The organism is Nocardia sp. NPDC059764 (assembly GCF_042732555.1).
GTDB lineage: Bacteria > Actinomycetota > Actinomycetes > Mycobacteriales > Mycobacteriaceae > Nocardia.
In genome coordinates, this window is record NZ_JBHWHH010000020.1 from 1 (window position 1) to 25,489 (window position 25,489).

Below are 25,489 nucleotides of genomic sequence, written 5' to 3' on the forward strand. Positions count from 1 at the left end.
CCACCACCGGTGTGCCCCTCGGCGACGCGCGCCGGAATCAGTCGACGTGATCGGGGAAGGCCTGCTGGCGATGGCCGCCCCGGAGGGTGCCCTCCAGATAGGCCGCCTTGCACGCCCGGCGCGCGATCTTGCCGCTGGAGGTGCGGGGAATGGACCCCGCGGGCACCAGCAGCAGGTCTCGGACGGTCACGCCGTGCCGCTTGGCGATGGCCGCCCGCACGGTCTCGGTGATCGGCTCCGGATCGAGTTTGGCCGCGCCGGTTCCGCGTTCGGCCACGATCACCAGTTGCTCGGCGCCGGTGGCCGGACCCGAACCGTTGACCGTGACCACCTCGCCGGGCAGCTGGTCGCCCGCGACCGAGAAGGCGGCCACGAAACCGGGCCGTAGCGCGGTGCTGGACTCCTGGGCGGAGTACTCCAGATCCTGCGGGTAGTGATTGCGCCCGTCCACGATGACCAGGTCCTTGACCCGGCCGGTGATGAACAGCTCGCCGTCGTAGTACGCGCCGAAGTCGCCGGTGCGCATCCAGTTCGCCTCCGGCTCGGTGCCTTCGGCGTGGCTCTGGGGCTGGCGGGCGACGATCCGGTTGTGGAAGGTGGCCTCGCTCTCCTGGGGACGGCCCCAGTAGCCACGGCCGATGTTGGCGCCGTGCAGCCAGATCTCGCCGACCTCGCCGTCGGGCTTCTCCACGCCGGTCTCCGGATCCACGATGGTCGCCCACTGCGATAGCGCCACGTACCCGCAGGACACCTGGGACACAGCGTTGTCCGCGTGCTCGTCGACCTCCACCATGCGCCCGGCATTGAGCTTGGTGCGGTCCACCCAGACCGTGCGGGCCTCGTCCTCGCGTTTGGTGGCGGAGACGAACAGGGTGGCTTCGGCCATGCCATAGCAGGGCTTGATGGCGGTCTTGGGCAGGCCGTAGGGGGCGAAGGCGTCGTTGAACTTCCGCATGGAGGTCACCGACACCGGCTCGCTGCCATTGATCAGGCCGATGACATTGGACAGGTCCAATTCCTCACCGGGCTTGGGCAATCCGCGCGCTGCCGCGTGTTCGAAGGCGAAATTGGGTGCGGCGGCGAAGATCTCGGCGCCGTCCTCCTGGGCGGCCAGTTCCTTGATCCAGCGGTACGGCCGGCGCACGAAGGCGCTGGGCGACATGATGGTGATGTACTTGCCGCCCAGGGTGGGCAGGATGACCGTCAGCAGCCCCATGTCGTGGAACAGCGGCAGCCAGGTGACGCCGCGCGCCTTCTCGGTGATGCCGATGGCGTCGATCATCTGCAGCAGGTTGGTGCCGACCGCCCGGTGGGTGATCTCGACACCGGCGGGGATGCGGGTCGATCCGGAGGTGTACTGCAGGTAGGCGACGTCGTCCATCTGCAGGTGCGGGCGCACCCAGCTCTCCCCCACCCCGTCCGGGATGGCCTCGACCGCGATGATGCGCGGACGCTGCGGCGCGGGCAGGTGTTTGAAGATCTCGCGCACCCCGGCGGCGGCCGAGCCGACGGTCAGGATGGCCGTGGGCTTGCAGTCCTCGAGCACCGCGTAGAGCCGGTCGGTGTGGCCCTGCTCGTCCGGATCGAACAGCGGCACCGCGATATTGCCCGCGTACACCGAGGCGTACATGGCCACGATGTAGTCCAGGCCCTGGGGCGCCAGGATGGCGACGCGGTCCCCCGGCTGCGTGACCTGCTGCAGCCGGGCTGCTACCGCGCGCAGCCGGACGCCGAAGCGGTTCCACGTGATGTCGTGGTACTCCCCGTCGCGTTCGCGTGAATAGTCGATATAGCGGTAGGCGAGCTCGTCCCCGTTGGCCGCGGCATGCTTGTCGACCAGGTCGACCATGGTCTGGTTGTCAGGGATCTTGATGTGGCCGTGCTCGTCCAGATAGTCATCGAAGGTCTCGCCGATCATTCCCTATCCTTTTTCAGCTCGCGGTCCGTCAGAACCGCGCAGTGACACCGAACAAAGATCGACACGAAAGCCCGAATGTAGCTGGGGGCTTCGGGACTCTAGCAGAGGGTCAGTACCTGCCGAAAGCGATGGCGACGTTGTGCCCGCCGAAGCCGAACGAGTTGTTGAGCGCGTACTCGTAGCGTCCCGACCGGGTCTGGCCCTTCACCACGTCGAGGTCGATCTCCGGGTCCTGGTTCTCCAGATTCAGTGTGGGAGGAATGATTCCGTCCCGCACGCTGAGCACGGTGATGACCGACTCCAGCGCACCGACCGCGCCGATGGAATGTCCGAGCGCGGACTTGGGCGCGTACACCGCGGCATGATTGCCGACCGCTTGCCGAATCGCGTTGGCCTCCGCGGTATCCCCGATCGGGGTGGCGGTGGCGTGCGCATTGATATGCGTGACATCGGATTTGGCCAGCCCCGCGAACTCCATGGCGCGGCTCATGGCGCGGGCCGCGCCGGTGCCCTCGGGATCGGGGGCGACCAGGTGGAACCCGTCGGAGGTGATGCCCGCGCCCATGATGCGGGCGTGGATGGTGGCCCCGCGCGCCTTGGCGTGGTCCTCGGTCTCGATCACCATGAGCGCCCCGGCCTCACCGAAGACGAACCCGTCGCGTTCCATGTCGAAGGGGCGGGAGGCGCCCTTGGGGTCATGGTTGCGGGTGCTCATGGCGCGCATCATGGAGAAGCCCGCGATGGGCAGCGCCTGGATGGAACCTTCCACGCCGCCGGTGACCACCATGTCGGCATCGCCCATGACGACCGTGCGCCAGGCGTTCGCGATCGCCTCGGAACCGGATGAACACGCCGAAACGGGCGTCGACACACCGGCCCTCGCACCCAATTCGACACCCACGCAGGCGGCCGCGCCGTTCGGCATGACGGCTTGCACAGTGTGCGGCAACACCTTCCGGTAGCCGCCGTTGATCAGCTTGTCGCGGGTGGTGATGAGCATCTCCGCACCGCCGAGACCGGTGCCGATGGAAACGGCGAGGCGATCCTTGTCCACCTGCGGGGATCCGGCGTTGGCCCAGACCTCGCGGCCCAGCACCACGGCCATCTGCTCGACGTAGGACAGGCGCCTGGCCTCCGCCTTGGACAACTGGTCGGTGGGCGACACCTTGAGGTGCCCGCCGATCCGGACGGGGAGGCCGAAGTCGTCGAGGAAGCTGTCCTCGAGGACGTCGATCCCGCTCTCGCCGTTGAGTAGACCCTTCCACGTCGAGTCGACGTCTCCCGCGATCGAGGTGGTCGCCGCCAGGGAGGTGACGACGACACTGGGGTATTTCCGGCGGTTGGGCGTCTGCATGTTCACACTCTCCGTAGCAATGCTTCGGCGAATCGGCTCTCGATCCGCGTGGGCTGTCAAGGGCAGGTGGAAACTGACGAGCGGGCCCGGCTGTAGAGACTCCGGCGGGTGATGAAGACAATATTCGGCGAACTGGGCTAGATTATCCGAGGCGAAGCCGACCAGTCCCATTAAGCGACACGCGGGCATCCCTTTTCAATCCCAGAGTCCTTCTCGACACGGCGGCCGATCGCCGGATCTCCCGAGCATCATTCCCGCAGTGCCGAGCCATTTCAAGGGAGGGCATACGATCGTGGCCAGGAGTCTCACGCAGTTGGAGCTGCTCCTCGAGCTGGAGCCGATTGCCGAGCAGAACGTGAACCGCCATCTATCGATGGCCAAGGACTGGCACCCCCACGACTACGTCCCGTGGGACCAGGGTCGCAACTTCGCAGCTATGGATGGCACGGACTGGAAGCCGGAACAGTCGACTCTCAGTGAAGTCGCCAAGGCGGCAATGATCACCAATCTTCTCACCGAGGACAATCTGCCCAGCTATCATCGGGAAATCGCCGAGAACTTCTCTCAGGACGGCCCCTGGGGCACCTGGGTGGGCCGCTGGACCGCCGAGGAGAACCGGCACGGCATCGTGATCCGGGACTACCTGGTGGTCACCCGGGGCGTGGATCCGGTGGCGCTGGAGCAGGCGCGGATGACGCACATGACGAGCGGCTACAACGCCGCCCAGCTGATCAAGAAACACGCCGGGACCGACTACGTGCCCGCCGATGCCGGTTTCATGCATTCCGTCGCCTATGTGACGTTCCAGGAATTGGCGACGCGCGTGTCGCACCGCAATACCGGCAAAGCGTGCGACGACCCCATCGCGGACCGCATGCTGCAACGCATCGCCGCCGACGAGAACCTGCACATGATCTTCTACCGCAACATGTGCGGCGCGGCCCTGGACCTCTCGCCGGACCAGGCCATGGAGGCCATCGCCAATGTCGTGCTCCGCTTCCAGATGCCCGGCCTGGGGATGCCCAACTTCCGCCGCAACGGCGTGCTGATGGCCAAGCACGGCATCTACGATCTGCGCCAGCACCTGGAGGAGGTGCTGCTGCCCAACCTCAAGAAGTGGAGCATCTTCGAGCGCAACGACTTCGGGCCCGAGGGCGACCGCCGCCGCAACGAGGTCGGGGTGTACCTGGACAAGCTCCGGAAGGACGTCGTCCGATTCGAGGAACAGCGGGACAAGTCCCTGGCCCGCGAGGCCCGGCGCACCGGCAACCCGCCGCTGCTGATCGGCTGAATCACCCGGCGGCACACGGTCATCCGCCGTGTGCCGCCGGCGCGTCAGAACAGCGTCATCGGATCGGTGGGTTCGGGGGTGGGCAGGGGCTCCAGATCGGGCACACGCGCGGCCACCTCGGCGTGGAAGCGGCGGGCCAGGGTCCGGGAGGCCGCGTTGTCCGGCGTGTGGATGAACACCGTGGGGGAACGGCCTTCCCGCAGCCAGTCGACCGTGGTGTCGATCCACGGCTGCCAGCCCGCCACGGTGGCGGCGGCATCGTCGCGGCCGTGATAGCGGACGATCGGGAACTCGGTGAGCGCGCGGGTGCGGCGCGGGTTGTTGGGCTTCTTCGACGACGCCTCGTACTCGGCGGCGCTGGTGGGCGGGGCGGCGAACAGGACGGTGGTGTCGAAAGGTATCCACTCGGCCCCGGCCGCGTTCAGCACCGCTTCGAGTTGCGCTGTGGCGCGCGGGTTCTCGAAGAAGGCAGGGTGGCGCACCTCTACGGCGCAGCGGTAGTGGGACGGGATGGCCTGGAGCAGATCGGCCAGCGCGGTCAGGTTGGTGAACGAGCCCGGGAGCTGGATCCACAGCGCGTGCAGGCGGCGGCCGAGCGGTTCGATGGCGTCGAGGAAGCCCGACATCTCGTCGTCCACGCCGGTGAGGCGGCGGTCGTGGGTGATGGTGCGGGGCAGCTTCATGACGAACCGGAAATCGGGATCGGTTTGCCGGGCCCAGGACTGGACGGTCCGACGCTGCGGGACCGCGTAGAAGGTGGTGTTGCCCTCCACCGCGTTGCACCAGGAGGAGTAGGTGCGCAGGCGTTCGGCCGGGGGTATCGGCTTCTCCTGCCAGTCCGGGTGTGTCCACATTGCGCAACCGACGTAGAGCCGCATACCTGCCACGTTAGGTCAAGGGCTTCTTGGGCCGCAGCCAACCGAAGGTAAGCTCCACCGCCCGCCGCCAGTTGTCGTACTCCTCGGCGCGCAGGGCGGGTTCCATGCGCGGCAGCCATTGGGCCGCGACGCGCCAATTGTGGCGCAGGCCCTCGAGATCCGGCCAGAAACCGACCGCCAGGCCCGCCGCGTAGGCCGCGCCCAGCGACACCGTCTCCGCCACGATCGGCCGCAGCACCGGGATGTCGAGGACGTCCGCGACGATCTGCATGAGCAGGTTGTCCGAGGTCATGCCGCCCGCCACCCGCAGCGATGCGGCCCGTAGCCCGGAGTCGGCGTTCATGGCCTCGAGCACATCGCGGGTCTGCCACGCCGTCGCCTCCAGCACGGCCCGCGCGATGTGCCCCTTGGTGATATACGAGGTGAGCCCGATGAGCAGCCCGCGCGCGTCGCTGCGCCAGTGCGGCGCGTACAGGCCGGAGAAGGCGGGCACCAGGTAGCAGCCGCCATTGTCTTGCACTGTGCCCGCGAGGGTTTCGATCTCGGGAGCGCTCGCGATCAGGCCGATATTGTCGCGCAGCCATTGCACCAGCGAGCCGGTCACCGCGATCGGGCCCTCCAGGGCGTACACCGGCTCCGGCCCCACCTGGTAGCCGATGGTGGTGAGCAGCCCGTGTTCGGACCGCACCAGCTCCTTGCCGGTGTTCATCAAGAGGAATCCGCCGGTGCCGTAAGTACATTCGGTCTCGCCGGGCGCGAAACAGGTCTGGCCGAACAGCGCCGCGTGCTGATCCCCGAGCGCCGCCGCGATGCGCACGCCGGGCAGCACCTTCGCTGCGGACCCGAAGTCACCGGTGGACGGCTGGATGACCGGCAGCATGGCCCGCGGAATGTCGAAGAAACGCAACAGTTCCGAATCCCATTGCAGCGTGGCCAGATTCATCAGCAGAGTGCGCCCGGCATTGGTGACGTCGGTGACGTGCACGCCCCCGTCCGGTCCCCCGGTGAGGTTCCAGATCAGCCAGGTCTCCATGGTCCCGAACAGCACCTCGCCGCGTTCGGCCCGATCCCGCAGACCCGGTGTGCGGTCCAGCAGCCAGCGCAGCCGGGGCGCGGCGAAGTAAGTGGCCAGCGGCAGGCCGCAGAGTTCCCGGATACGTTCCGCCCCAGTGGTTTCCCGCATGCGCTCGACCAGTTCCTCGGTGCGCACGTCCTGCCACACGATGGCGCGGGCGACCGGCACGCCGGTGGCGCGGTCCCACACCACGGTGGTCTCGCGCTGGTTCGCGATGCCCACCGCCGCCACCTGATCGGCGGTGATGCCCGAATCCCGCAGGGCCGCCGGCACGATGCGCTCCACATTGCGCCAGATCTGCACCGCGTCCTGCTCCATCCAGCCCGGGCGCGGGTAGTACTGGCGGTGTTCGCGCTGCGCCACGCCGCTCAGCCGGGCGCGCTGATCGAAGAGGATGGCCCGGGTCGAGGTGGTGCCCTGGTCGATGGCGAGCACGAACCGCTGCGTCATGCGTGACTGCTCCTGTCCGGGAAAGTCATTGCGCGCCACCGAGATCCCGGGAGACCGCGGCCGCCGCGTCGCGGACCTGGGCGACCGGCGCGGACCGGATGCGCAGCTGTCCGTCGCAGAGCCGGTCGATCGGCCCGGTGATGCCGATGGCTCCGACCACCAAACCACCCCGGGAGCGAATCGGCGCGGCGACACTGGCCTCGCCGGAACGGTATTCGCCGATATCGCCCGCCCATCCGGCGCGCCGGACCTCGGTGATCGCCCGCCGCAACGCCGCCGGATCGGTGATGGTGCGATGCGTGAGGGCGGGCAACGCACCGTCGCGCATTCCGTCGGCGAGGTCGCCGTCGTAGGCCAGCAACACCTTGCCCAGTGCGGTCGCGTGCGGCGGCAGTTCCTCGCCGACCGCGAGTTCCTGTTCGGTGTTGTCGGGCCGGAAGACGTGGTGGACCACCACCACGCCGCCCTCCACGGGCGCGGCGATGCGCACCGATTCACCGCTGCGCGCGGCCAGGGCGTCGGCTCGGTTGATCGCGCGGGAGCGGAGTTCGTTGGCGTCCAGATGCCCGGCCCCGAGGTCCTGCAGCGCCGGACTCAGCAGGTATTTGCCGCTGACCGGGTCCTGATCGACGAATCCGACGCCCTGCAGGGTCCGGAGGATGCCGTGCGCGGTGGGCTTGGCCAGGCCGAGCGCCGCGGCGATCTCGCCGACCGCCATCCGCCCGGAACCGCGGGCCAGCAGCCGCAGAATGGCCGCGGCGCGCTCGATCGACTGAATCGGTCCCGGCACGCTTGAAACCTATCAGCCGTAACCCGCCGGCTAACCGTTCGGCATTGTCGAACGCGCCCTCTGTGCGGACGACGTTCCACTTCGTAGCGTTGACATCAGGCCCGGTACGCACCGGTTCCACCCTCTCCACCAGGGACATCGGACTCGATGGCGAGCTTCCCGAAAGGACCGCGATGACGCAGTATGTCGGAGCCATCGATCAAGGCACGACCTCCACGCGCTTCATGGTGTTCGACCACGGCGGCAATGCGGTTGCCCGCCATCAGCTCGAACATGAGCAGATCCTCCCGCAGGCCGGTTGGGTGGAACACAATCCCGACGAGATCTGGGAGCGCGCCCGCACCGTCATCAAGAGCGCCCTGGCCGCCGCCGGTCTCACCGCGAGCGACCTGGCCGCCGTCGGCGTCACCAATCAGCGCGAGACCACCATCGTGTGGAACCGCCGCACCGGACGCCCGTACTACAACGCCATCGTCTGGCAGGACACCCGCACCGACCGCATCGTGGCCGAGGTCGAGAAGGCGGGCAAGGGCGATCTGATCCGCGAACGCGCCGGTCTGCCGCCCGCGCCGTACTTCTCCGGCGGCAAGCTGAAGTGGATCCTCGACAATGTGCCCGGTGTACGCGAGGACGCGGAGGCCGGGGACGCGCTCTTCGGCACGCCCGACACCTGGATCATCTGGAACCTCACCGGCGGCGTCCAGGGCGGTGTCCACATCACCGACCCCACCAACGCCTCGCGCACCATGCTCATGGATCTCGAAACCCTGGACTGGGACGAGGAATTGCTGGCGGTGTTCGACGTGCCGCGGAGCATGCTGCCGCGTATCGCGCCCTCGGCCGATCCCGAGAGCTTCGGCACCACCAACCCCAACGGCCCGTTCAAGGGCGAGGTGCGGATCGCGGGCGTGCTCGGCGATCAGCAGGCCGCCACCGTCGGCCAGGTCTGCTTCCGCCCCGGCGAGGCCAAGAACACCTACGGCACCGGCAATTTCCTCATGCTGAACACCGGTCCCGAGATCGTGCGCTCCAAGCACGGGCTGCTCACCACCGTCGCCTACCAGTTCGGTGACGACAAGCCGGTGTACGCGCTGGAGGGCTCGATCGCCGTCACCGGCTCGGCCGTGCAATGGCTGCGCGATCAGCTCGGCGTCATCTCCGGTGCGGAGCGGGTCGAGGCGCTGGCCCGGCAGGTCTCCGACAACGGCGGCGTGTACTTCGTGCCCGCCTTCTCCGGCCTGTTCGCGCCCTACTGGCGCGCGGACGCCCGTGGCGTCATCGTGGGTCTGTCGCGCTACAGCAATAATGCCCACATCGCCAGGGCCACACTGGAATCCATCTGCTACCAGACCCGCGACGTGGTCGAGGCCATGCAGCGGGACTCCGGCGTCACCCTCGACACGCTGCGCGTGGACGGCGGCGTCACCGCCAACGAACTCGCCATGCAGATCCAGGCCGACTTCCTCGGCGTCCCGGTCTCGCGGCCGGTGGTCTCGGAGACCACCGCGCTCGGCGCGGCCTACGCCGCCGGGCTCGCGGTCGGATTCTGGAGCAACACGGACGAACTCGTCGCCAACTGGCACGAGGACAAGAACTGGCGACCCACCATGACCGAGGAGCAGCGGCAGCGGGGTTACGCGCGCTGGGTCAAAGCCGTGTCCCGCACCCTCGACTGGGTCGACCTCGACGACGAGGACTGAGCGGTGACCGGCCCCCATCACAAGCCTGAAATTACCGATAGCAAGGAGCGTTTCGTGTCCGCACAACTGGATCCCGCCTACCGCGCCCGGGCGATTGATTCGCTCGGCGACACCGAAATCGACGTGCTCGTGATCGGTGGTGGCGTGACCGGAGCGGGCGCCGCCCTCGACGCCGCCTCGCGCGGGCTGTCCGTCACCCTGGTCGAGGCGCGCGACTTCGCCGCCGGCACCTCGAGCCGGTCGTCCAAGCTCATCCACGGCGGCCTGCGGTACCTCGAGCAGTACGACTTCGCCCTGGTCCGTGAGGCTTTGAAGGAACGCGGCCTGCTGCTCAACAAGCTGGCCCCGCACCTGGTGCACCCGGTGTCGTTCCTGTTCCCGCTGCAGAAGCACTACGAGCGCTTCTACATCGGCGCGGGCATCGCCCTCTACGACACCATGGGCGGCGCGCGCTCGGTGCCGATGCACAAGCACCTGAGCCGTTCCCGCGCACTGGAATTGGCGCCCGCGCTCAAGGAAGACGCCATGACCGGCGCCATCCGCTACTACGACGCGCAGGTCGACGACGCTCGCCACACCATGATGATCGCGCGCACCGCGGCCCAGCACGGCGCGACCGTGCTGACCCGCACCAAGGTCACCGGCCTGCTGCGCGACGGTGAGCGGATCGCCGGCGCGAAGGTCGTGGATCTGGAAACCGGCCTGGAGCACAGCATCCGGGCCCGCACCGTGATCTCGGCGACCGGCGTGTGGACCGACGACATGATCAAGATGACCGGCGTGGAGTTCCCGTTCCACGTGCGCATGTCCAAGGGCGTGCACATCATGGTGCCGCGCGAGAAGCTGGACCTGGGCACCGGCATCGCCATGAAGACCGAGAAGTCGGTGCTGTTCGTCATCCCGTGGGCCGAGCACTGGATCATCGGCACCACCGACACCGACTGGTCGCTGGACAAGAACCACCCGACCGCCACCGCCGGGGACGTCCAGTACATCCTCGACCATGTCAATTCGCTGCTGCGCGAACCGCTCACCCGCGCCGACATCGTCGGCACCTACGCGGGCCTGCGGCCGCTCATGACCGGCGCGTCCAAGGAGACCTCGAAGCTCTCGCGCGAACACGCGGTGGCCGAGCCGGCCCCGGGCCTGTTCGTCATCGCGGGCGGCAAGTACACCACCTACCGGGTGATGGCCGCCGACGTGGTCGACGCCGCCGCCGAACGCCTGGGCGGCGATGTCGCGCCCTCGGTGACCGCCAACCTGCCCATCCTGGGCGCCGTCGGCTACCAGGAACTGCTCGACCGGGTGTCCGAAGTGGCCGCGGCCGCCGGCCTGCCGGAGCAGACCGTCACCCACCTGCTGGGCCGCTACGGCTCGCTCACCGACGAGATCTTCGACCTCATCGCCGCGGTTCCCGCACTGGCCGAACCGATTCCGGGCGCGGAGGACTACCTGGGGGCGGAAGCCGTCTACGCCGCCACCCACGAGGGCGCGCTGCACCTGGACGACCTGCTCACCCGCCGTACCCGCATCTCCATCGAGGTGCCCGACCGCGGCCTGCGGGCGGCCCCCGAGATCGCCCGCCTCATCGCCCCCCACCTGGGCTGGGACGACGAACGCACCAACGCCGAGATCAACCGCTACTTCGACCGCGTGCACGCCGAGCTGGCCGCGAACGAGGAGAAGGACGACGAGGCGGCCAACGCCGCGCGCATGATCGCCGTCGGCTGACGACGGATCCGATGGTTCCGACGCCGCGCGGGGAGTCCTCCCGCGCGGCGAAGGATCGCATTCCTCTTCACGAAAAGCGCCGTACCGGAACAGTTTTCGGCGCGGCGCTGTGTATTTCGATTCACCGATCCACAGGACGTTCGCCCTTGTCCGTGCCGGGCTCACCCCTCCAGCGTGTTTCTAGAGGTTTGCTGAACTGGAGACCGTAGAGTCGGTCCAGAGTTGCGTCGCCTACAAGACCGGCGGGCACCTCAACCCCCGCATCGCCTACGCGCTGCTGCTCACCCGCCACTCGGCACACGCTGTCCCGGAACGGATTCCGGCCGGGGTCGGCGTGAGCGGCGCGGCCCGGAGCGTGGTCGAGGAGAGCCCCGGCGACACGGTCACCTCGAGCGTCAAGAGCGCCGACTGGAGCTACGCGTGGGTGCCGGTCCTCGGCCCCCTCGTGGGCGGCGCGCTCGCGGGCCTCGTCGCCCAGCTGTACCTGTAGCCCGAACGCCGCGCGGGCCCATCGACCTCGGCGAACGCCGAATGTCGGTGGGCCTTGTTAGTTTTCCGCCGCACATCGAGTTGAACGTGAATCTTGGAGCAAGACATGAGCGGCGGGGAGACCACGTACCTGGAACTGTCCCAGGACAGCGGTACGGCACACAAGTTCTACGAGGTCGTCGTGACCGGGACGCAGGTGACGATCCGGTATGGGCGGATCGGGGATGCCGGGCAGCGGCAGGTGAGTTCGTTCCCGACAGCGGAGAAGGCGCGGGCGGCGGCGGCCAAGAAGGTCGGTGAGAAGGTGCGCAAGGGGTACGCGCCCGCGGTGATGGGCGGCCGCGCGGCGCGACCGGTCAGCCGACGGGCCATCGTCAGTCAGCGGTCCACCGCCAAGAAGGCGCCGGTGCTGTGGAGCTTCGACTCCGGTGCGGCGGCGTTCGGGATCTTCGTCGACGACGAGCGCTGCTGGGTCGGCAATGAGCACGGCGACGTCTTCACCCTCACCCCCGACGGCATGGTGACCGGGCGGTTCCGACTGCCCGATGCGGTGAAATGCATTGTCGCCGACGACTTCTGGATCTACGCGGGCTGCGACGACGGGCGCGTCTACGACCTGACCGGCAAGGTGCCGCGCGCGGCCTACGACATCGCCGCCAATGTCGACATCTACTGGCTCGACATCCATGACGGCATTCTCGGCGTCTCCGACCGGCAGGGCGGGCTCACCGTCATCGACCACGAGGAGGAATCGCTGTGGACGCGGCGTAGCACCGGCGACTCCGGCTGGATGGTGCGCATCGACGAATCCGGTGTGTACCACGGGCATTCGAACGGCGTCACCAGATACGACCTGGAGACAGGTAATAAGGACTGGCAGGTCGGCACCGGCGGCTCGGTGCTGTTCGGCTGGCAGGAGAACGACGCCGTGTACGCGGGCACCGCCACCCGGCAGGTCCGCATGGTGGCCAAGGACGGACAGGCCGAACGCACCTACCAGTGCGACGCCTCCGTATTCTCCTGCGCCACTTCACCGGACGGACGCTTCGTGTTCGCGGGCGACAACTTCTCGTCGGTGTACTGCTTCGACGCCGCGGGCAACCGGCTGTGGAAGCTGGGCACCGGGTGCGGTTCGGCGTATTCCATGCAGTACCACGACGAGAAGCTCTACCTGGTCACCACCAACGGCACCCTGGCCTGCCTGGATGTCAGCGAATCCGCGATCCGGAACGCCGAGCAGGGCGTGCTGCCGCAGACTCTGTCGATCAAGGCCCCGGAGATCTCCGCGGTGATGCCCAGCTCCACGGTGGAGGTGATCGCCGACGCCGGGGACGGCATCGTGGTCGAATGCGTCCAGGAGAACGGCAACCTGCGCGTGCACGTGCTCTCGGCCGGGTACCAGCGCGGCTGGAATGTGCAGTTCCCCAGGGAGATTCGCGAAGCCGGGGCGCGGTACGTGGTCGACGCGGTCACCGAGTCGGCGCGCGGCGGATTCTACCGGGTGCGCGGCGACATCCGCCGGCTGCGCTGAGCCCGGATCACGAATCAAACTCCGACGCTGGACAATTCACCCGGCGTCGCACCGAAACGGTGGAAGTGGGCGGGGGTCACCTCGACGAAGATCGCGCGGCCGATGGCGACCACGGTGTCGCCGTCGGTCAGCTCGGTGTGGATGAACAGCTTGCGACCCTCGCGGGCGACCAGCTTCCCGGTGACCGTCAATTCTCGGTGCAGCTGGACGGGGACCTTGAAGTCGACCTCGAGTTTCACGGTCACGGCGGGCAGCCGCAGCGGCATCAGCACCGAACCGGAGGCCTCGTCCAGGGCGGCGGAGACAATGCCCCCGTGCGCCACGCCGGGCGCACCCTGATGCCGCTCATCCAGCACGAAAGTACTGCGGACCAGGTCACCGTGGCGTTCGAAGGCCATGGTCGGGGAGGCCGGATTGGCCGGGCCGCAGCCGAAGCAGCCAGGGTGATGGGGCGGGAAGGGCCCCTCGGCGAACAGGTCGCCGAGGGGCAACGGCGCGGCGTCGCGATCGTTCTCCATACCTGAAAGTTAACGCAGGTTCACGTCAGACGCGCAAGCCCCCGGGGTCAGCTCTTGCCCGACGCCGACTTCCCGCGCGACGGCTTCACCCCGTTCTTGCCGTGACCGTCGCCGCTCTTCTTGCCGCTCTTGCCGACGCTCAGGATGGACTCCTCGGTGATCTCGGCGTCGGTCTTCTTGCCGCCGCTGTGGTGCAATGCCTCGATGTTCAACCCGTTGTCGTCGGCGTCGATGCGCACGGTGTCACCGGGAGCCAGGGCGCCTTCCAGGAGCTTCTTGGCCAGGGCGTTGTCCAGCTGCTTCTGCACCGTGCGACGCAGCGGGCGGGCGCCGAACTCGGGCTGATACCCGTTGTCCGCCAGCCAATCCATGGCCTCGTCGGACACGTCCAGGGCGATGTCCTGGGCGTGCAGCCGGCGGCGGGTGCCGTCGAGCACCAGGCCGACGATGGTGCGCAGCTGGTCCTTGTCGAGGCGGTGGAAGATGATCTGCTCGTCGAGCCGGTTGAGGAACTCCGGGCGGAACTGCTTGCGTAGTCGCTCCTCCAGCTGCGGCTTGATCGAATCCAGGTCACCGTCCTTGGTGGACAGGATGAGATCGGATCCGATATTGCTGGTCAGGATGACGATGGTGTTCTTGAAATCGACGGTGCGGCCCTTGGAATCGGTGACCCGACCGTCGTCGAGCAGCTGCAGCAGCACATTGAACACATCCGGGTGCGCCTTCTCTACCTCGTCGAACAGGATCACCGAATAGGGCTGACGGCGGACCTTGTCGGTGAGCTGGGCGGCGTCGTCGTAGCCGACGTATCCGGGCGGGGCGCCGACCAGCCGGGACACCGTGTGCTTCTCCTGGAACTCGCTCATGTCGAAGCGGATGAGCCGGTCCTCGTCGCCGAACACCGCGGCCGCCAGGGCCTTCGCGAGTTCGGTCTTGCCGACGCCGGTGGGGCCCAGGAACAGAAATGAGCCGATCGGCCGGTTGGGGTCCTCGAGCCCGGCGCGGGCGCGGCGCACCGCCTCGGCCACCGCGACGATGGCCTCCTCCTGGCCGACCACCCGCTGGTGCAGATCCTGTTCCAGCTTCAGCAGTTTCGCGCGCTCCTCGGTGGTGAGGTCGGCGACCGGGATACCGGTGCGGCGCGAGATCACCTCGGCGATATCGGTGATCATGACCGTCGGGATCTCGGTGCGGTCCACCTCGTCGGCGATCTTCGGTTCCAGCTTCGCGATCTCGGCCTTGATCTTGTTCGCCTTCTCGTAGTCCTCACCCTTGACCGCGGCGTCCTTCTCCCGATTCAGGTGCGCCAGTTTCTCTTCCAGCTCGCGCACCTTGGGATCCGGTGTGCGCGTGCGCAGTCGGACGCGCGCGCCCGCCTGGTCGATCAGGTCGATGGCCTTGTCCGGCATGAACCGGTCGGTCAGGTAGCGGTCGGACAGTTCGGCGGCCGCGATCAGCGCCTCGTCCAGATAGCGGACCTGGTGGTGCTCCTCGTACACGTCGGCGAGGCCGCGCAGGATCTCGATGGTGTCGGCCACCGACGGCTCGGACACCATGACCGGCTGGAAGCGGCGTTCCAGCGCCGCGTCCTTCTCGATGTATTTGCGGTACTCGTCGATGGTGGTCGCGCCGATGGCGTGCAATTCGCCGCGGGCCAGGGCGGGCTTGAGCATATTGCCCGCGTCCATGGAACCCTCGCCACCGCCGCCCGCGCCCACGATGGTGTGCAGTTCGTCGATGAACACCACCAATTCGTCGGAGTGCGCGCGCACCTCGTCGAGCACCTTGGTGAGCCGTTCCTCGAATTCCCCGCGGTATTTGCTGCCCGCCACCATGGAGCTCACGTCGAGGGCGACGACGCGGCGGTCGGCCAGCGTGGCGGGCACGTCGCCGTTGACGATGCGCTGGGCCAAGCCCTCCACGATGGCGGTCTTGCCGACGCCCGGATCGCCGATCAGCACCGGATTGTTCTTGCGCCGCCGCGACAGGATCTCGACGGTCTGCTCGATCTCCTCGGCGCGGCCGACCACCGGGTCGACCTGGCCCGCACGGGCCTCCGCGGTGAGGTCGCGGCCGTACTCGTCCAGCGTCGGAGTGTCGGAGGGCTCCTTGGCCGTCGGGCCCCCGGTGGCCGCGGGCATCTTCGCGCCCGCCAGCGCCTGGGCGGCCGCGCTGTCGGGCAGGCCCGCGATGCCCAGCAGGATGTGCTCGGGTCCGATGTAGCTGCTGCCCGCCTCGGCGGCGCCGCGCTGCGAATTGCGCAGGGCCAGTTTGGCGGCCGGGCTCAGGGCCAAGGCGTGGTCGTCGCCGTGCGCGCCGGCGCCGCCGCCCGCCGCGGTGCGCATGTGCTCGCGCAGCAGTTCGGGGTCGCGGCCGATCTCGGCGATGATGCTGCGCGCCGGCTCGACGGCCGCGGCCGCGTAGAGCAGGTGCTCGGGGGTGATCTCGGTGCTGCCCCAGTCGTGGGCGGCCTGGCGCGCGGTGTCGACGACCTGTTTGGCGCTCTCGCTCAGCAATCGGGTCAGGTCGATGCGCTGCACCGGTGGCCGGCGCGACATTCCGGATCCGAAGAAGCGGTCGAAGATATCGTCGAAGGAATCCATCGAACTGGGCCAGCCCTGCGTCATGCGGTCACCTCGCGGCTTCGGGTGACGCCCCGGCAGACCCGGGAGGACTCGGAATGGCAACGAGCCTGCCGACGCGTCAGCTAACGGATGGCGAACTCGGTGACCACAGTAATAGCCTCGGCCCCGATGAGCGACCTCTACGGCGATCTCGATACGCGCGCGGCCGCGGTGGCCGCACAGGTGGTGCGATGGAGGCAATACCTTCACGAGCACCCGGAACTGTCCGATCGCGAGACCGAGAACGCGGCGCTGATCACCACCCATCCGAAGTCACTGGGCCTGGACGACATTCGCACCGACGTCGCCGGACACGGCGTGGTCGGGATGCTGCGCGGCGGGCTGCCCGGGGACCGGGTGGTCGCGTTGCGCGCGGACGTCGACGCGCTGCCGGTACCCGATCTGTGCGGCGTGCCGCTCGCCTCGCACGTGGTCGACCAGACGCTCGTCACCGGAGTGCGATTGCACGCGCAGGTGGGCTACGACCATCTCAGCGGCGCGTTGGCGCCGGGCTAGCGTGCGAGGAAGGCCCTCAACGGGCAGCGAGTACCTGGAGGAACGGGGCGTAGTCGCGGACGTGGCCCTCGGTCCAGTCCCAGAACGAGGCCGGGTCCACCGCCACCCCGCGCTGCAGCATCAGATGCCAGCCGTCATCCCGCTTTTCCCACATGTCACCGTCCCGATCGACGTACATGCCGGTGCTTTCGGGCTCGATACCGGTCTCGCCCACAACGATCACCCCTAGAACTCAGGTTGCTTCTGTTCGGAAACATTCTCCCCGACACCTGTTGTTCACTTTCGACCGGGGTGGTGGCCGTGCGGTCGCCGCGCAAAGCGACAGCGCCGATTGTCGCGAGAAATCCAGGAGAGCTAATGGCCTGATTTGTCAGTTTTGGCCCGATATGTCAGAAGCCGCTGCCACCGACCCCGACAGCCCGCCGAATTTCCCGCGCTCGGATTTGCGCTGGCTAATTCTTGGCGCGCTGGTAAGCCTCGACGATCTCGGCCGGGATACGACCGCGCGAGGAAACCTGATGACCCTGCGCCCGCGCCCATTCCCGGATCGCGGTGCTCTCCTCGCGGTCCACCGCCGGACGGGTACGGCCGCCGGCGGCCACCTTGCGCTTGGAACGACCCACCTTGCGGGCCTTCTCCGACCAGGGCTCCAGGGCTTCCCGCAGCTTACCGGCGTTCTTGTTCGACAGATCGATCTCGAAGTCGTTGCCGTCGATCGAGAAAAAGACGGTCTCGTCGGCCTTCGATTCGCCGTCGTAGTCGTCAACCAGAGTTACGGTGACTTTCTTCGCCATGGACTGCCCTTCCACGTGTAGGTGCCGCTATTCGCCGAAATGCTAATCCCGCGGGATGCAGGATTCAAACCAGGCGCGAATCCAATTCGGTGCCGCCAGACAATTCAGCTATTACCGCTGAGACCCTCCGGTCTTCAGCACACCCGGAATGCGGCCAAGCGCCACCCGGAACGACCGCGGACAATGCGTGCCGCGAGCGCGAAATGCCGCCCGCCCCGATCGTAGGCCGCGCAAACCTCGCCGCCGGCGGTCCCGGTCATGATCACATCGACCCTGGTGAGGGTAGCGGTCCCGAGCTCGCGCCCGGGTAGTCCGCGCCCGCCCGCGAGAGTGCGCACCGCGGCCACGACCGCGGGTTCCGCGAGCGGGGCCAACTGCCCCGGCGGCCGCCGACCATCCAACACCTCGAGCGCCGATCGCAGGGCCGTTCGGGCGAATTGCCCTGCGCCGGTGTTGCGTTCGTCACTCCGCCCGGAATTCGCAGGGTGCGAAGACCGCAAAACCCGTTGCAGGCCGGCCGGGCGCGAAGCCCGCGCAGCCGATTCGGAGCCCACCCGCGCCCGGCACCCCGGCGCCCCACCCCCCGGCCGCCGCGACGACGGCAACGGCGGCTCGAATCCCGGTGCGGGCAGCAGAAATCCGCTTACCGTACCCATCGCTGCTCCCCCTCGAATTCCCCTACCCCGCGTTCGGATGCCACACAGAATCGCACGGGGCAGGGGTAGCCCACCGGCCGGACGCGAACTTCGCACCCGGCGATGCCGGTGAGACCAGCGTCACACCCGCTGCAACTCCTTGGCGGCCACCGGACGCAGGGTTTTGCTCAGATCCGTGCGCATGACGGTCGCGGTGTCGAGCAGATAGTTCTGACGGACCGTCCACGGATTGCGGTCGCCCTGGCGCGGGAAATCGCCGATCGATCGCTGGACGTAACCGGATGCCAGATCCAGCAGCGGCCGTTCGCGCAGCGCGCGGTCCGGCTCCGGGACCACCGCGGTGTAGCCGTTGCGTTCCATGTAGCCGAGCACCTTGCACACCAGGCGCGAGGTGAGGTCGGCGCGCAGCGTCCAGGAGGCGTTGGTGTAGCCGATGCAGACCGCGAAGTTGGGCACCCCGGTGAGCATGGTGCCCTGCCAGACGAACTGCTCCGACAGCGCGACCGGGGTCCCGTCGACCACCAGGTCGATGCCGCCGAAGGCGAGCAGCTGCAGGCCGGTGGCCGTGACCACCACATCGGCCTCGATCACCTTGCCGGACTTCAGCCGGATGCCCCCGGGCACAAAGGTTTCGATGTGATCGGTGACGACCTCGGCCTGACCCTTGCGCATGGCCTTGAAGAAGTCGGCGTTGGGCACCGCGCACAGGCGCTGGTCCCACGGGTCGTAGTCGGGGGTGAAGTGCTCGGCGACCAGGGCCTCGTCCTTCAGGATCCGGGTGGTGAGCCCGGTGAGCAGCTTCTTCGCGGCCTCGGGCCGGCGGCGGCAGTACTGGTAGAAGCCGATGTTGAACAGAATGTTCTTGGTGCGGATGAGCCGGTGGGCCAGATCGGCGGGCAGCAGTTCGCGGATCCGGTCGGCCACCTTGTCGCGGCCGGGGACCGCGGAGATCCAGGTGGGGCTGCGCTGCAGCATGGTCACCAGTTCGGCCTGCTCGGCCATGGCCGGGACCAGGGTGACCGCGGTCGCGCCACTGCCGATGACCACCACGCGCTTACCCACGTAATCCAGGTCCTCAGGCCAGAACTGGGGGTGCACCACGGTGCCGGTGAAGTCGTCGATGCCGGGGAACACCGGGTTGTGACCCTGGTCGTAGTCGTAGTAGCCGGAGCAGGAGTACAGGAAGCCGCAGGTGAGGGTGCGGCGCTCCACCTGGTCGCCGGTGCGCTGCTCCAGTGTCAGGGTCCAGCGGGACTCGCCGCTGTTCCATTCGGCGGCAACGACTTTGGTGCCGAACCGGATGTGCCGGTCGATGCCGTTCTCGGCCGCGGTCTCGGTGATGTAGCGCAGGATCGACGGCCCGTCGGCGATGGACTGGGCGTCGCGCCAGGGCTTGAACGGGTAGCCGAGGGTGAACATGTCGCTGTCGGAGCGGATGCCCGGGTAGCGGAACAGGTCCCAGGTGCCGCCGAGCGCGTCGCGCGCCTCGAGGACGGCGTAGCTGCGGCCGGGCTGCTCGGTCTGGAGCCGGTACGCCGCGCCGATGCCGGAAAGCCCGGCTCCGACGATGACGACGTCGAGGTGTTCAGCGGGGGTCTGCGCGGCGTTCATGACTTCCAGTCTGTTGGGCTCGGGATTCGGTTTCTTGACACTACGCGACAACTATTTGATTCTGGACGACATGTCGGTGATCAGATCCGCGGGCCTGCGCGGATTCCGCGCCACCGTGGCCGAGCTGGGCGGGAACGCCGAGGAGCTGGCGCTCGCCTGCGGCCTTCCGGTCGCCGCCCTCGACACCGACGATCTACTGGTCCCCGACCAGGCCGTGGCCGCGGTGCTCGAGCTCGCCGCCCATCAGCTGGACTGCCCGGATCTGGGTCTGCGCATGGCCCGGCGGCAGGACCTGGACATGCTGGGCCCGCTCGCCCTGGCCATCCGCAATGCCACCACCCTGGCCGCGGTGCTGGAGTGCACCTCGCGCTACCTGTTCGTGCACGCCCGCTCGCTGAGCCTGACCATGGAACCCGACCCGTACGGCGACCGCGGCGTCATCGCCCTGCGCTACGGCGTCAGCGCGCCCGGCCTGCCGGTGCCGGTGCAGGGCTGCGATCTCGGATTGACGTTCGTGCACAGGACGATTCAGCGGCTCGTCGAGGACCGCTACGGGCTGCGCTCGGTGGAACTGCCCTACCGGCCCGCCGCCCCGATCCAGGCGTACGAGGACTTCTTCGGCGCGCCGGTGCGCATCGAGCGCCCGGCCGCGCTGCTGCGGGTCCCGGTCGGCCTGGCCGATCGGGTGCTCACCGGCGGCGACGAGAACCTGCACCGGCTGGCCCTGGCCTTCCTGGCCCAGCAGTCCGGCGATGAGGCGGCCGCCATCGCGCCGCGGGTTCGCACCGCGCTGCAGAAGCTGCTCGGCACGGCCACGCCCGAGATCGACACCGTGGCACAGCTGCTCACCGTCCACCCGCGCACGCTGCAGCGGCGGCTCACCGCCGAGGGCACCAGCTTCACGACGATCCTGGACGAGGTGCGGTGCGCCGAGGCCCGGCGCTACCTGACCACCACCGATATGCCGATGAGCCAGGTGGCCTCGCTGCTGGGGCTGGCCGAGCAGTCGGTGTTCACCCGCTGCTGTCAGCGCTGGTGGGGGGCAACGCCCACCGCGGTGCGCAAGGGCAAAACGGTCTGACCACAGGGCTTGTCAGACAGCCCGGCTCGAGTTGCGATGCGCCCATTAGCAAATCATGCACGGCGAGTCGTGCAAGAAACGCCATCGATTTGCCGGATTAGCGCGTGTCGATCATGGTCATGTGCCGCTCGCACGCGCAGGATGTGCAGATGATCGCCGAATGCCCGTCCTGCGCTTGGCCCTCGCCCGCCGCCGTCTCCTCCCACCGCGGTGTGCAGTACCACCGTTGCGTGTGCGGACAGTGGTTGATCAGCGTCCACGGGAAGGTGGTCGGCGCGGCCGGCGGCACCACGTTCAGCGGGAAGAACCCCCTGGCCGAGATCGCCGGACTCCGGGACTGACCCGTCCCGGAGGGGCCGGAATCAGGCCGCCGACACGAAGATTCGCGCGGACTCGATGCGCAGGCCGCGCTCGGCGAAGTCGAATTCGGCGATGCCGCGGCCCTCGCGGGTGTCCACCGACACCGTCACCGAATGACCGGCGGCGAGGGCCTTGTCCCAGCGCACGCCCTTGACCCGGGTGGCGAAGTCCTCCAGCGACATCGCGCCGTCGACACCCCACTCCAGGCGCGGCACCGGGGCCAGAACCGCACGGGCGCTGGCCGAATCGCCACGCGAGATCGCGTCCAGCAGCCGCTCGGCCGCCTGCTTGCCCGGCGCGCCCACGCCGCGCAGCCCGGACATGAAGCCCACCGCGCCGCCCAGGCCCTGGTTCCCCAGCAGCTGCGGGCCCAGTTTGGCCCCGGCCAGCAGACCCTTGGTGCCCGATCCCATGAGCTGGCCGATCATGCCCGCCAGTTCCCAATGTGCGCGCAGGCGACGGATTTTCAGCGCGCCGTCCACCTCCGCCAGGTCGTAACGCAGGTGCATGGGCACGTGCAGGGTGACCCCGGTCGACATGGTGGTGGCGATGCTCAGATCGCGGAAGACCGTCATGCCGCACACCACGTCATTGGTGACGTCGAAGGCGATGCCGTTGGGTCCGATGAAGGTGTCGTAGAAGCGCTCGATGGCGGCGCGGCCCACGTGCGGGCGCGAGCCGACCGGGTCCTCGACGCTGCCGTCGTCGGCGAAAAGGCCCACCCAGGCGGCCTTGTCGTGCGCGCCGACCGCCTGCGGTGAGGCTTCGACGGTCGCCAGCAGTTCGGCGGCGGTGGGGTTCGCGGGCACGGTGTCCTCCAAGTGGTAAAGCCAAGCGCGCGCGATGATACCGAACCCCCGGCGGGTAATCCGGAATCAGATGGCGGACAGCCGCGGCAGCAGCCGCTCGGCGAACTCGGTGGCGTAGGCGACGGGCTCGCGGTCGGGCATGAAATCCAGCTGGGTGATGCCCAGCCCGGCCAGCTGTTCGGCGTCGCGCAGCACCTGATCGGGATCGGTGAGCGCGATCGGGGCGACATAGAGCGCGGTCTTGCGGATCGCGTCGTAATCGCGGCCCTCGGCGGCGCAGTGCCCGCGCAGCACCTCCAGTTTGTGCGCGACGTCCTCGACCGAACTCGCGAACAGGTTGCAGGCGTCGGCGTAGCGGGCGACCAGCAGCAGCGTCTTCTTCTCGCCACCGCCGCCGATGAGGATCGGCGGATGCGGCCGCGACAGCGGTGCGGGCACGCAGACGGTCTCGGCCAGCTCGTAGTGCTCGCCCTTGAACGGCCCGTTGTCGGGACCCCACATCTGCAGGCAGATGCGCAGCGTCTCCTCGAGCCGTTCGAACCGCTCGCCGACCGGGACCACCGGCACGCCGAGGGCGCGCTGCTCGCGCTCGTACCAGGACGCGCCGATGCCGAGTTCGGCCCGGCCGCCGGAGAGCACGTCCAGGGTGGTGACGATCTTGGCCAGCAGCCCCGGATACCGGTACATCACGCCGGTCACCAGGACGCCCAGCCGCATCCGCTCGGTCACCGCGGCCACGTAGCCGAGGGTGGTGTAGCCCTCCAGCATCGGTTCGTCGTGGGCGGCGGTGTACTCCATCTGGAAGTAGTGGTCCATGACCGAGAACTGCGCGAACCCGGCTTCGTCGGCGATGCGTGCGGTGCGCGCCAGGGTGGGCGCGATCAGCGCGGGCTCGGCGGGGGTCGAAAAGTTCCAGTAGTGCAGGCCCAGATCCATGCCGGACTCCTCTCGTTCGCGGATGACACACGTTGTGTGCCTGGGTGATCCGTTCACGTGACTGCCCCCAGTCTGCACGATCGGGGCGTTCCGGGCGGGGAGGCCGGCGATCGGTACCGTCGAGGGCGTGACTGGTCTCCGGAGGGTCGCCCTGTCCGTCGCCCTGGTGGCGGCGCTGATCACCGGTCTCGCGTTCGCGGGACTGCCGGTGTTCGTGCACCCGCAGGTCGATCCGCTGCGTCCGGCCGACGCCATCGTGGTGCTGGGCGGGACCGCGTACGCGCGCTACGACCTGGGGCTGGAACTCGCGCGGCAGGGGTACGCGCCGGAACTGCTGATCTCGCGGTCCACCGGACAGAACGACACGGTGATGGACCGCTACTGCGACGGCGGATTCACCTTCCGGGTGTCGTGCTTCGTGCCGGACCCGTGGACCACCCAGGGCGAGGCGCGCGAGATCCGGCGGCGCGCCCAGGCGGGGCGCTGGCAGCACATCATCGTGGTGACCTACACCCCGCACGTGTCGCGGGCGCGCTACATCGTCGAAAAGTGCTTTTCCGGACAGATCACCATGGTTGCCAGCCCGAGCGATTCGGGTCTGTTGTTCTGGTCGTGGATGTATGTACGGCAGTCCGCCGGTTATGTGCGCGCATTTCTGCAGCGCGGATGCTGACCCCGAAAGATGCGCCCCGGCCACGCAATTGAGCGGTTACGATGAGGTCCGGGCAAAGGGAAGCGCGTCCTCTCGGGGGTGGATGCGGGTGCGGGAGGATTTCCGGTGCATATCGACGACCTCAGTGCCGTACGGGACAGCGAGCTGGCGGCCGACCTGTGCATCATCGGCTCCGGACCAGCCGGTCTGACTCTGGCCGCCGAACTCGCGGGAAGTTCGCTGCGGGTCCTGGTACTCGAAAGCGGCGGCCTCGAACTCACCCCCGAACGCGATGCGCTCAATGACATGGAGAATGTCGGAGCGGCGCGGGCCCAGCCGTATCGGAATGCGCGCAATCGCATTCTCGGCGGCAGTTCACACACCTGGAGCGGACGCTGCGCTCCACTCGACGACCTCGATTTCGCGGCCCGGCCCTGGGTCCCGTTCTCCGGCTGGCCGATCGGATTGTCCGAGGTGGAACCGTATCTGGACCGGGCGGCCGCGCATCTGGGCCTGGGCTCCGGGGCCGGCTTCACCGGCGACCGGTTCTGGGAACTCGCCGATCGGCATCCGCCGCACCAGGAGGTGGACCGGCGCTGGCTGCGGCCCTACTTCTGGCAGATCAGCAAGGACCCCGCGGATCCGTTCGACTCCAAGCGATTCGGGCCGCACGCCGCGGAGATCACCGCGAGCAATAGTCGAATTCTGTTGAATGCCACGGTGACCCATATCGATACCGATCCCGAGGGCACGCGAGTACTGGGATTGCGCGTCGCGGATTCGGCCGGGCACGAACGCAGTGTGCACGCCACCCGCATCGTGCTCGCCACCGGCGGAATCGAGAACGCGCGTCTGCTGCTCGCCTCGAATCGCGTCGTCCCCAACGGAATCGGTAATCGACACGATGTCGTCGGGCGGTACCTGCTGGACCATCGCTGCGGCGTGGTCGGCATGCTCGACCCGCACACCTCGGCGGCCGCGCGGGATCGGTTCGGCAAATACGTCGTGAAAACGCGCGGCGGCAAAAACACGTTCCTGCACGGGCTGGCGCTCTCCCCCGAGATCCAGGCCGACGAGGGACTCCTCAACTGCGCCTTGTGGATTCAGGAGGTGCCCGCCGAGGACGACCCCTGGGAGTCGGTGAAGAACCTGCTGCGCGGCCACATGAACCTGCACGACGCGCGCACCGTCGCCAGCAATCCCGGCCTGCTGCTGTCGGGGGCCAAACGCCGGCTGATCGACCACACCGGCCTGCCGCACAAGCTCGAACAGGTGGAGCTGCGCTGCATGGTCGAGCAGCGGCCCGACCCGGACAGCCGGATCAGCCTGAGCGACACCGTCGATGCGCTCGGGCTGCCGCATCCGCGCATCGACTGGAAGACCAGCGCCCAGGAGGACGTCACCGTGCGCCGCGCCGCCGCCCTGGTGGCCGGGGAGTTCGCCCGGCTCGGCTACACCCCGCCCGCGCTGGACGAATGGGTGCGCGAGGCCAGTCCGCTCCCGGCCCGGCTCACCGACTGGGCGCACCCGACCGGCGCCACCCGTATGTCCGCCGACCCGCGCACCGGCGTAGTGGACGGCGACTGCCGGGTGCACGGCATGGAGAACCTGTACATCGCCGGCAGTTCGGTGTTCCCGACCAACGGCCACGCCAATCCGACGCTGACCATCGTGGCGCTGGCGGTCCGGCTGGCGGACGAGCTACGCCGGACCGCGTGACCGCTC

Annotated in this window: 23 protein-coding genes; 10 read left to right on the top strand and 13 right to left on the bottom strand. The window is 68.4% G+C overall.

The window, feature by feature from the left end:
* Positions 1-37 precede the first annotated feature (37 nt).
* Positions 38-1,918 carry a long-chain-fatty-acid--AMP ligase FadD32 gene (fadD32, locus tag ACFV4K_RS06610; RefSeq protein ID WP_379272619.1) on the bottom strand — a complete coding sequence of 627 codons (1,881 nt, stop codon included), beginning with the start codon at positions 1,916-1,918 and terminating at the stop codon, positions 38-40.
* Positions 1,919-2,027: 109 nt separating this feature from the next.
* Positions 2,028-3,272 carry a KasA/KasB family beta-ketoacyl-ACP synthase gene (locus ACFV4K_RS06615; protein WP_379272621.1) on the bottom strand — a complete coding sequence of 415 codons (1,245 nt, stop codon included), beginning with the start codon at positions 3,270-3,272 and terminating at the stop codon, positions 2,028-2,030.
* Between the two features lie 292 nt (positions 3,273-3,564).
* Here ACFV4K_RS06615 and ACFV4K_RS06620 point away from each other — a divergent pair, with 292 nt between their 5' ends.
* Positions 3,565-4,563 (top strand): acyl-ACP desaturase, encoded by a 999-nt coding sequence (locus tag ACFV4K_RS06620; RefSeq protein WP_379272623.1) that lies wholly within the window; start codon positions 3,565-3,567, stop codon positions 4,561-4,563.
* A 44-nt stretch (positions 4,564-4,607) separates the two neighbouring features.
* Here ACFV4K_RS06620 and ACFV4K_RS06625 read toward each other — a convergent pair whose 3' ends face one another.
* Genes ACFV4K_RS06625 through ACFV4K_RS06635 form a run of 3 tightly spaced genes read right to left on the bottom strand, consistent with a single transcriptional unit; the run spans position 4,608 to position 7,756 of the window.
* Complete coding sequence (locus tag ACFV4K_RS06625; protein WP_379272625.1) at positions 4,608-5,441, bottom strand: DUF72 domain-containing protein; 834 nt, start codon at positions 5,439-5,441, stop codon at positions 4,608-4,610.
* A gap of 10 nt (positions 5,442-5,451) precedes the next feature.
* Positions 5,452-6,966, bottom strand: coding sequence for a glycerol kinase GlpK (gene glpK, locus ACFV4K_RS06630; protein ID WP_379272626.1), 1,515 nt, complete (start codon positions 6,964-6,966; stop codon positions 5,452-5,454).
* 25 nt (positions 6,967-6,991) lie between these two features.
* Positions 6,992-7,756 carry an IclR family transcriptional regulator gene (locus tag ACFV4K_RS06635; RefSeq protein WP_379272627.1) on the bottom strand — a complete coding sequence of 255 codons (765 nt, stop codon included), beginning with the start codon at positions 7,754-7,756 and terminating at the stop codon, positions 6,992-6,994.
* A 173-nt stretch (positions 7,757-7,929) separates the two neighbouring features.
* Between ACFV4K_RS06635 and glpK (ACFV4K_RS06640) the strand changes: the two genes are divergently transcribed.
* From glpK (ACFV4K_RS06640) to ACFV4K_RS06655, 4 genes are all read left to right on the top strand, one after another.
* The gene (glpK, locus tag ACFV4K_RS06640; RefSeq protein WP_379272629.1) at positions 7,930-9,456 is read left to right on the top strand and encodes a glycerol kinase GlpK; all 1,527 of its coding nucleotides are present in this window, start codon (positions 7,930-7,932) and stop codon (positions 9,454-9,456) included.
* Between the two features lie 54 nt (positions 9,457-9,510).
* Positions 9,511-11,187 (top strand): glycerol-3-phosphate dehydrogenase, encoded by a 1,677-nt coding sequence (gene glpD / locus ACFV4K_RS06645; RefSeq protein WP_379272630.1) that lies wholly within the window; start codon positions 9,511-9,513, stop codon positions 11,185-11,187.
* A 355-nt stretch (positions 11,188-11,542) separates the two neighbouring features.
* The gene (locus tag ACFV4K_RS06650; RefSeq protein ID WP_379272632.1) at positions 11,543-11,677 is read left to right on the top strand and encodes a hypothetical protein; all 135 of its coding nucleotides are present in this window, start codon (positions 11,543-11,545) and stop codon (positions 11,675-11,677) included.
* 105 nt (positions 11,678-11,782) lie between these two features.
* Entirely contained in the window at positions 11,783-13,207 is a 1,425-nt protein-coding gene (locus ACFV4K_RS06655; RefSeq protein WP_379272633.1) for a WGR domain-containing protein, read from the top strand.
* Positions 13,208-13,221: 14 nt separating this feature from the next.
* Here the strand turns inward: ACFV4K_RS06655 and ACFV4K_RS06660 are convergent, their stop codons facing one another.
* On the bottom strand, positions 13,222-13,725 hold the full coding sequence (locus ACFV4K_RS06660) for a PaaI family thioesterase (RefSeq protein WP_379272634.1): 504 nt from the start codon (positions 13,723-13,725) through the stop codon (positions 13,222-13,224).
* Between the two features lie 47 nt (positions 13,726-13,772).
* On the bottom strand, positions 13,773-16,352 hold the full coding sequence (locus ACFV4K_RS06665) for an ATP-dependent Clp protease ATP-binding subunit (protein ID WP_379272636.1): 2,580 nt from the start codon (positions 16,350-16,352) through the stop codon (positions 13,773-13,775).
* Positions 16,353-16,478: 126 nt separating this feature from the next.
* Here ACFV4K_RS06665 and ACFV4K_RS06670 point away from each other — a divergent pair, with 126 nt between their 5' ends.
* Complete coding sequence (locus tag ACFV4K_RS06670; RefSeq protein ID WP_379272637.1) at positions 16,479-16,865, top strand: hypothetical protein; 387 nt, start codon at positions 16,479-16,481, stop codon at positions 16,863-16,865.
* A 16-nt stretch (positions 16,866-16,881) separates the two neighbouring features.
* Here the strand turns inward: ACFV4K_RS06670 and ACFV4K_RS06675 are convergent, their stop codons facing one another.
* The 4 genes from ACFV4K_RS06675 to ACFV4K_RS06690 form a co-directional block, all read right to left on the bottom strand.
* Positions 16,882-17,079, bottom strand: a complete 198-nt coding sequence (locus tag ACFV4K_RS06675; protein WP_357095852.1) for a hypothetical protein — start codon at positions 17,077-17,079, stop codon at positions 16,882-16,884.
* Positions 17,080-17,317: 238 nt separating this feature from the next.
* Entirely contained in the window at positions 17,318-17,659 is a 342-nt protein-coding gene (locus ACFV4K_RS06680) for an Lsr2 family protein (RefSeq protein WP_213561466.1), read from the bottom strand.
* 134 nt (positions 17,660-17,793) lie between these two features.
* Positions 17,794-18,315, bottom strand: coding sequence for an Rv3235 family protein (locus tag ACFV4K_RS06685; protein ID WP_379272639.1), 522 nt, complete (start codon positions 18,313-18,315; stop codon positions 17,794-17,796).
* A gap of 120 nt (positions 18,316-18,435) precedes the next feature.
* Complete coding sequence (locus tag ACFV4K_RS06690) at positions 18,436-19,926, bottom strand: flavin-containing monooxygenase (protein ID WP_379272640.1); 1,491 nt, start codon at positions 19,924-19,926, stop codon at positions 18,436-18,438.
* A 70-nt stretch (positions 19,927-19,996) separates the two neighbouring features.
* On the opposite strand from ACFV4K_RS06690, the gene ACFV4K_RS06695 reads away from it, so the two are divergent.
* Both ACFV4K_RS06695 and ACFV4K_RS06700 read left to right on the top strand, forming a co-directional pair.
* Positions 19,997-21,007: an AraC family transcriptional regulator gene (locus tag ACFV4K_RS06695; RefSeq protein WP_379272641.1), complete on the top strand. Its 1,011-nt coding sequence runs from the start codon at positions 19,997-19,999 to the stop codon at positions 21,005-21,007.
* A 113-nt stretch (positions 21,008-21,120) separates the two neighbouring features.
* The gene (locus tag ACFV4K_RS06700) at positions 21,121-21,348 is read left to right on the top strand and encodes a hypothetical protein (RefSeq protein WP_379272707.1); all 228 of its coding nucleotides are present in this window, start codon (positions 21,121-21,123) and stop codon (positions 21,346-21,348) included.
* Between the two features lie 21 nt (positions 21,349-21,369).
* Here ACFV4K_RS06700 and ACFV4K_RS06705 read toward each other — a convergent pair whose 3' ends face one another.
* Both ACFV4K_RS06705 and ACFV4K_RS06710 read right to left on the bottom strand, forming a co-directional pair.
* Complete coding sequence (locus ACFV4K_RS06705) at positions 21,370-22,176, bottom strand: nuclear transport factor 2 family protein (protein ID WP_379272643.1); 807 nt, start codon at positions 22,174-22,176, stop codon at positions 21,370-21,372.
* 66 nt (positions 22,177-22,242) lie between these two features.
* Positions 22,243-23,112, bottom strand: a complete 870-nt coding sequence (locus ACFV4K_RS06710; protein ID WP_379272644.1) for an LLM class F420-dependent oxidoreductase — start codon at positions 23,110-23,112, stop codon at positions 22,243-22,245.
* Positions 23,113-23,239: 127 nt separating this feature from the next.
* Here ACFV4K_RS06710 and ACFV4K_RS06715 point away from each other — a divergent pair, with 127 nt between their 5' ends.
* Together ACFV4K_RS06715 and ACFV4K_RS06720 are read left to right on the top strand one after the other, a co-directional pair.
* Positions 23,240-23,785: a YdcF family protein gene (locus ACFV4K_RS06715; protein WP_379272645.1), complete on the top strand. Its 546-nt coding sequence runs from the start codon at positions 23,240-23,242 to the stop codon at positions 23,783-23,785.
* Between the two features lie 105 nt (positions 23,786-23,890).
* Entirely contained in the window at positions 23,891-25,483 is a 1,593-nt protein-coding gene (locus ACFV4K_RS06720; RefSeq protein ID WP_379272647.1) for a GMC oxidoreductase, read from the top strand.
* The last annotated feature ends 6 nt before the right edge of the window (positions 25,484-25,489 follow it).

Coding starts and splice junctions, on each gene's coding strand:
- fadD32 (WP_379272619.1), bottom strand. CDS start 1,918: ATGATCGGCGAGACCTTCGATGACTATCTGGACGAGCACGGCCACATC.
- ACFV4K_RS06615 (WP_379272621.1), bottom strand. CDS start 3,272: ATGCAGACGCCCAACCGCCGGAAATACCCCAGTGTCGTCGTCACCTCC.
- ACFV4K_RS06625 (WP_379272625.1), bottom strand. CDS start 5,441: ATGCGGCTCTACGTCGGTTGCGCAATGTGGACACACCCGGACTGGCAG.
- glpK (WP_379272626.1), bottom strand. CDS start 6,966: ATGACGCAGCGGTTCGTGCTCGCCATCGACCAGGGCACCACCTCGACC.
- glpK (WP_379272629.1), top strand. CDS start 7,930: ATGACGCAGTATGTCGGAGCCATCGATCAAGGCACGACCTCCACGCGC.
- ACFV4K_RS06655 (WP_379272633.1), top strand. CDS start 11,783: ATGAGCGGCGGGGAGACCACGTACCTGGAACTGTCCCAGGACAGCGGT.
- ACFV4K_RS06660 (WP_379272634.1), bottom strand. CDS start 13,725: ATGGAGAACGATCGCGACGCCGCGCCGTTGCCCCTCGGCGACCTGTTC.
- ACFV4K_RS06665 (WP_379272636.1), bottom strand. CDS start 16,352: ATGACGCAGGGCTGGCCCAGTTCGATGGATTCCTTCGACGATATCTTC.
- ACFV4K_RS06670 (WP_379272637.1), top strand. CDS start 16,479: ATGAGCGACCTCTACGGCGATCTCGATACGCGCGCGGCCGCGGTGGCC.
- ACFV4K_RS06680 (WP_213561466.1), bottom strand. CDS start 17,659: ATGGCGAAGAAAGTCACCGTAACTCTGGTTGACGACTACGACGGCGAA.
- ACFV4K_RS06685 (WP_379272639.1), bottom strand. CDS start 18,315: ATGGGTACGGTAAGCGGATTTCTGCTGCCCGCACCGGGATTCGAGCCG.
- ACFV4K_RS06690 (WP_379272640.1), bottom strand. CDS start 19,926: ATGAACGCCGCGCAGACCCCCGCTGAACACCTCGACGTCGTCATCGTC.
- ACFV4K_RS06695 (WP_379272641.1), top strand. CDS start 19,997: ATGTCGGTGATCAGATCCGCGGGCCTGCGCGGATTCCGCGCCACCGTG.
- ACFV4K_RS06700 (WP_379272707.1), top strand. CDS start 21,121: ATGGTCATGTGCCGCTCGCACGCGCAGGATGTGCAGATGATCGCCGAA.
- ACFV4K_RS06710 (WP_379272644.1), bottom strand. CDS start 23,112: ATGGATCTGGGCCTGCACTACTGGAACTTTTCGACCCCCGCCGAGCCC.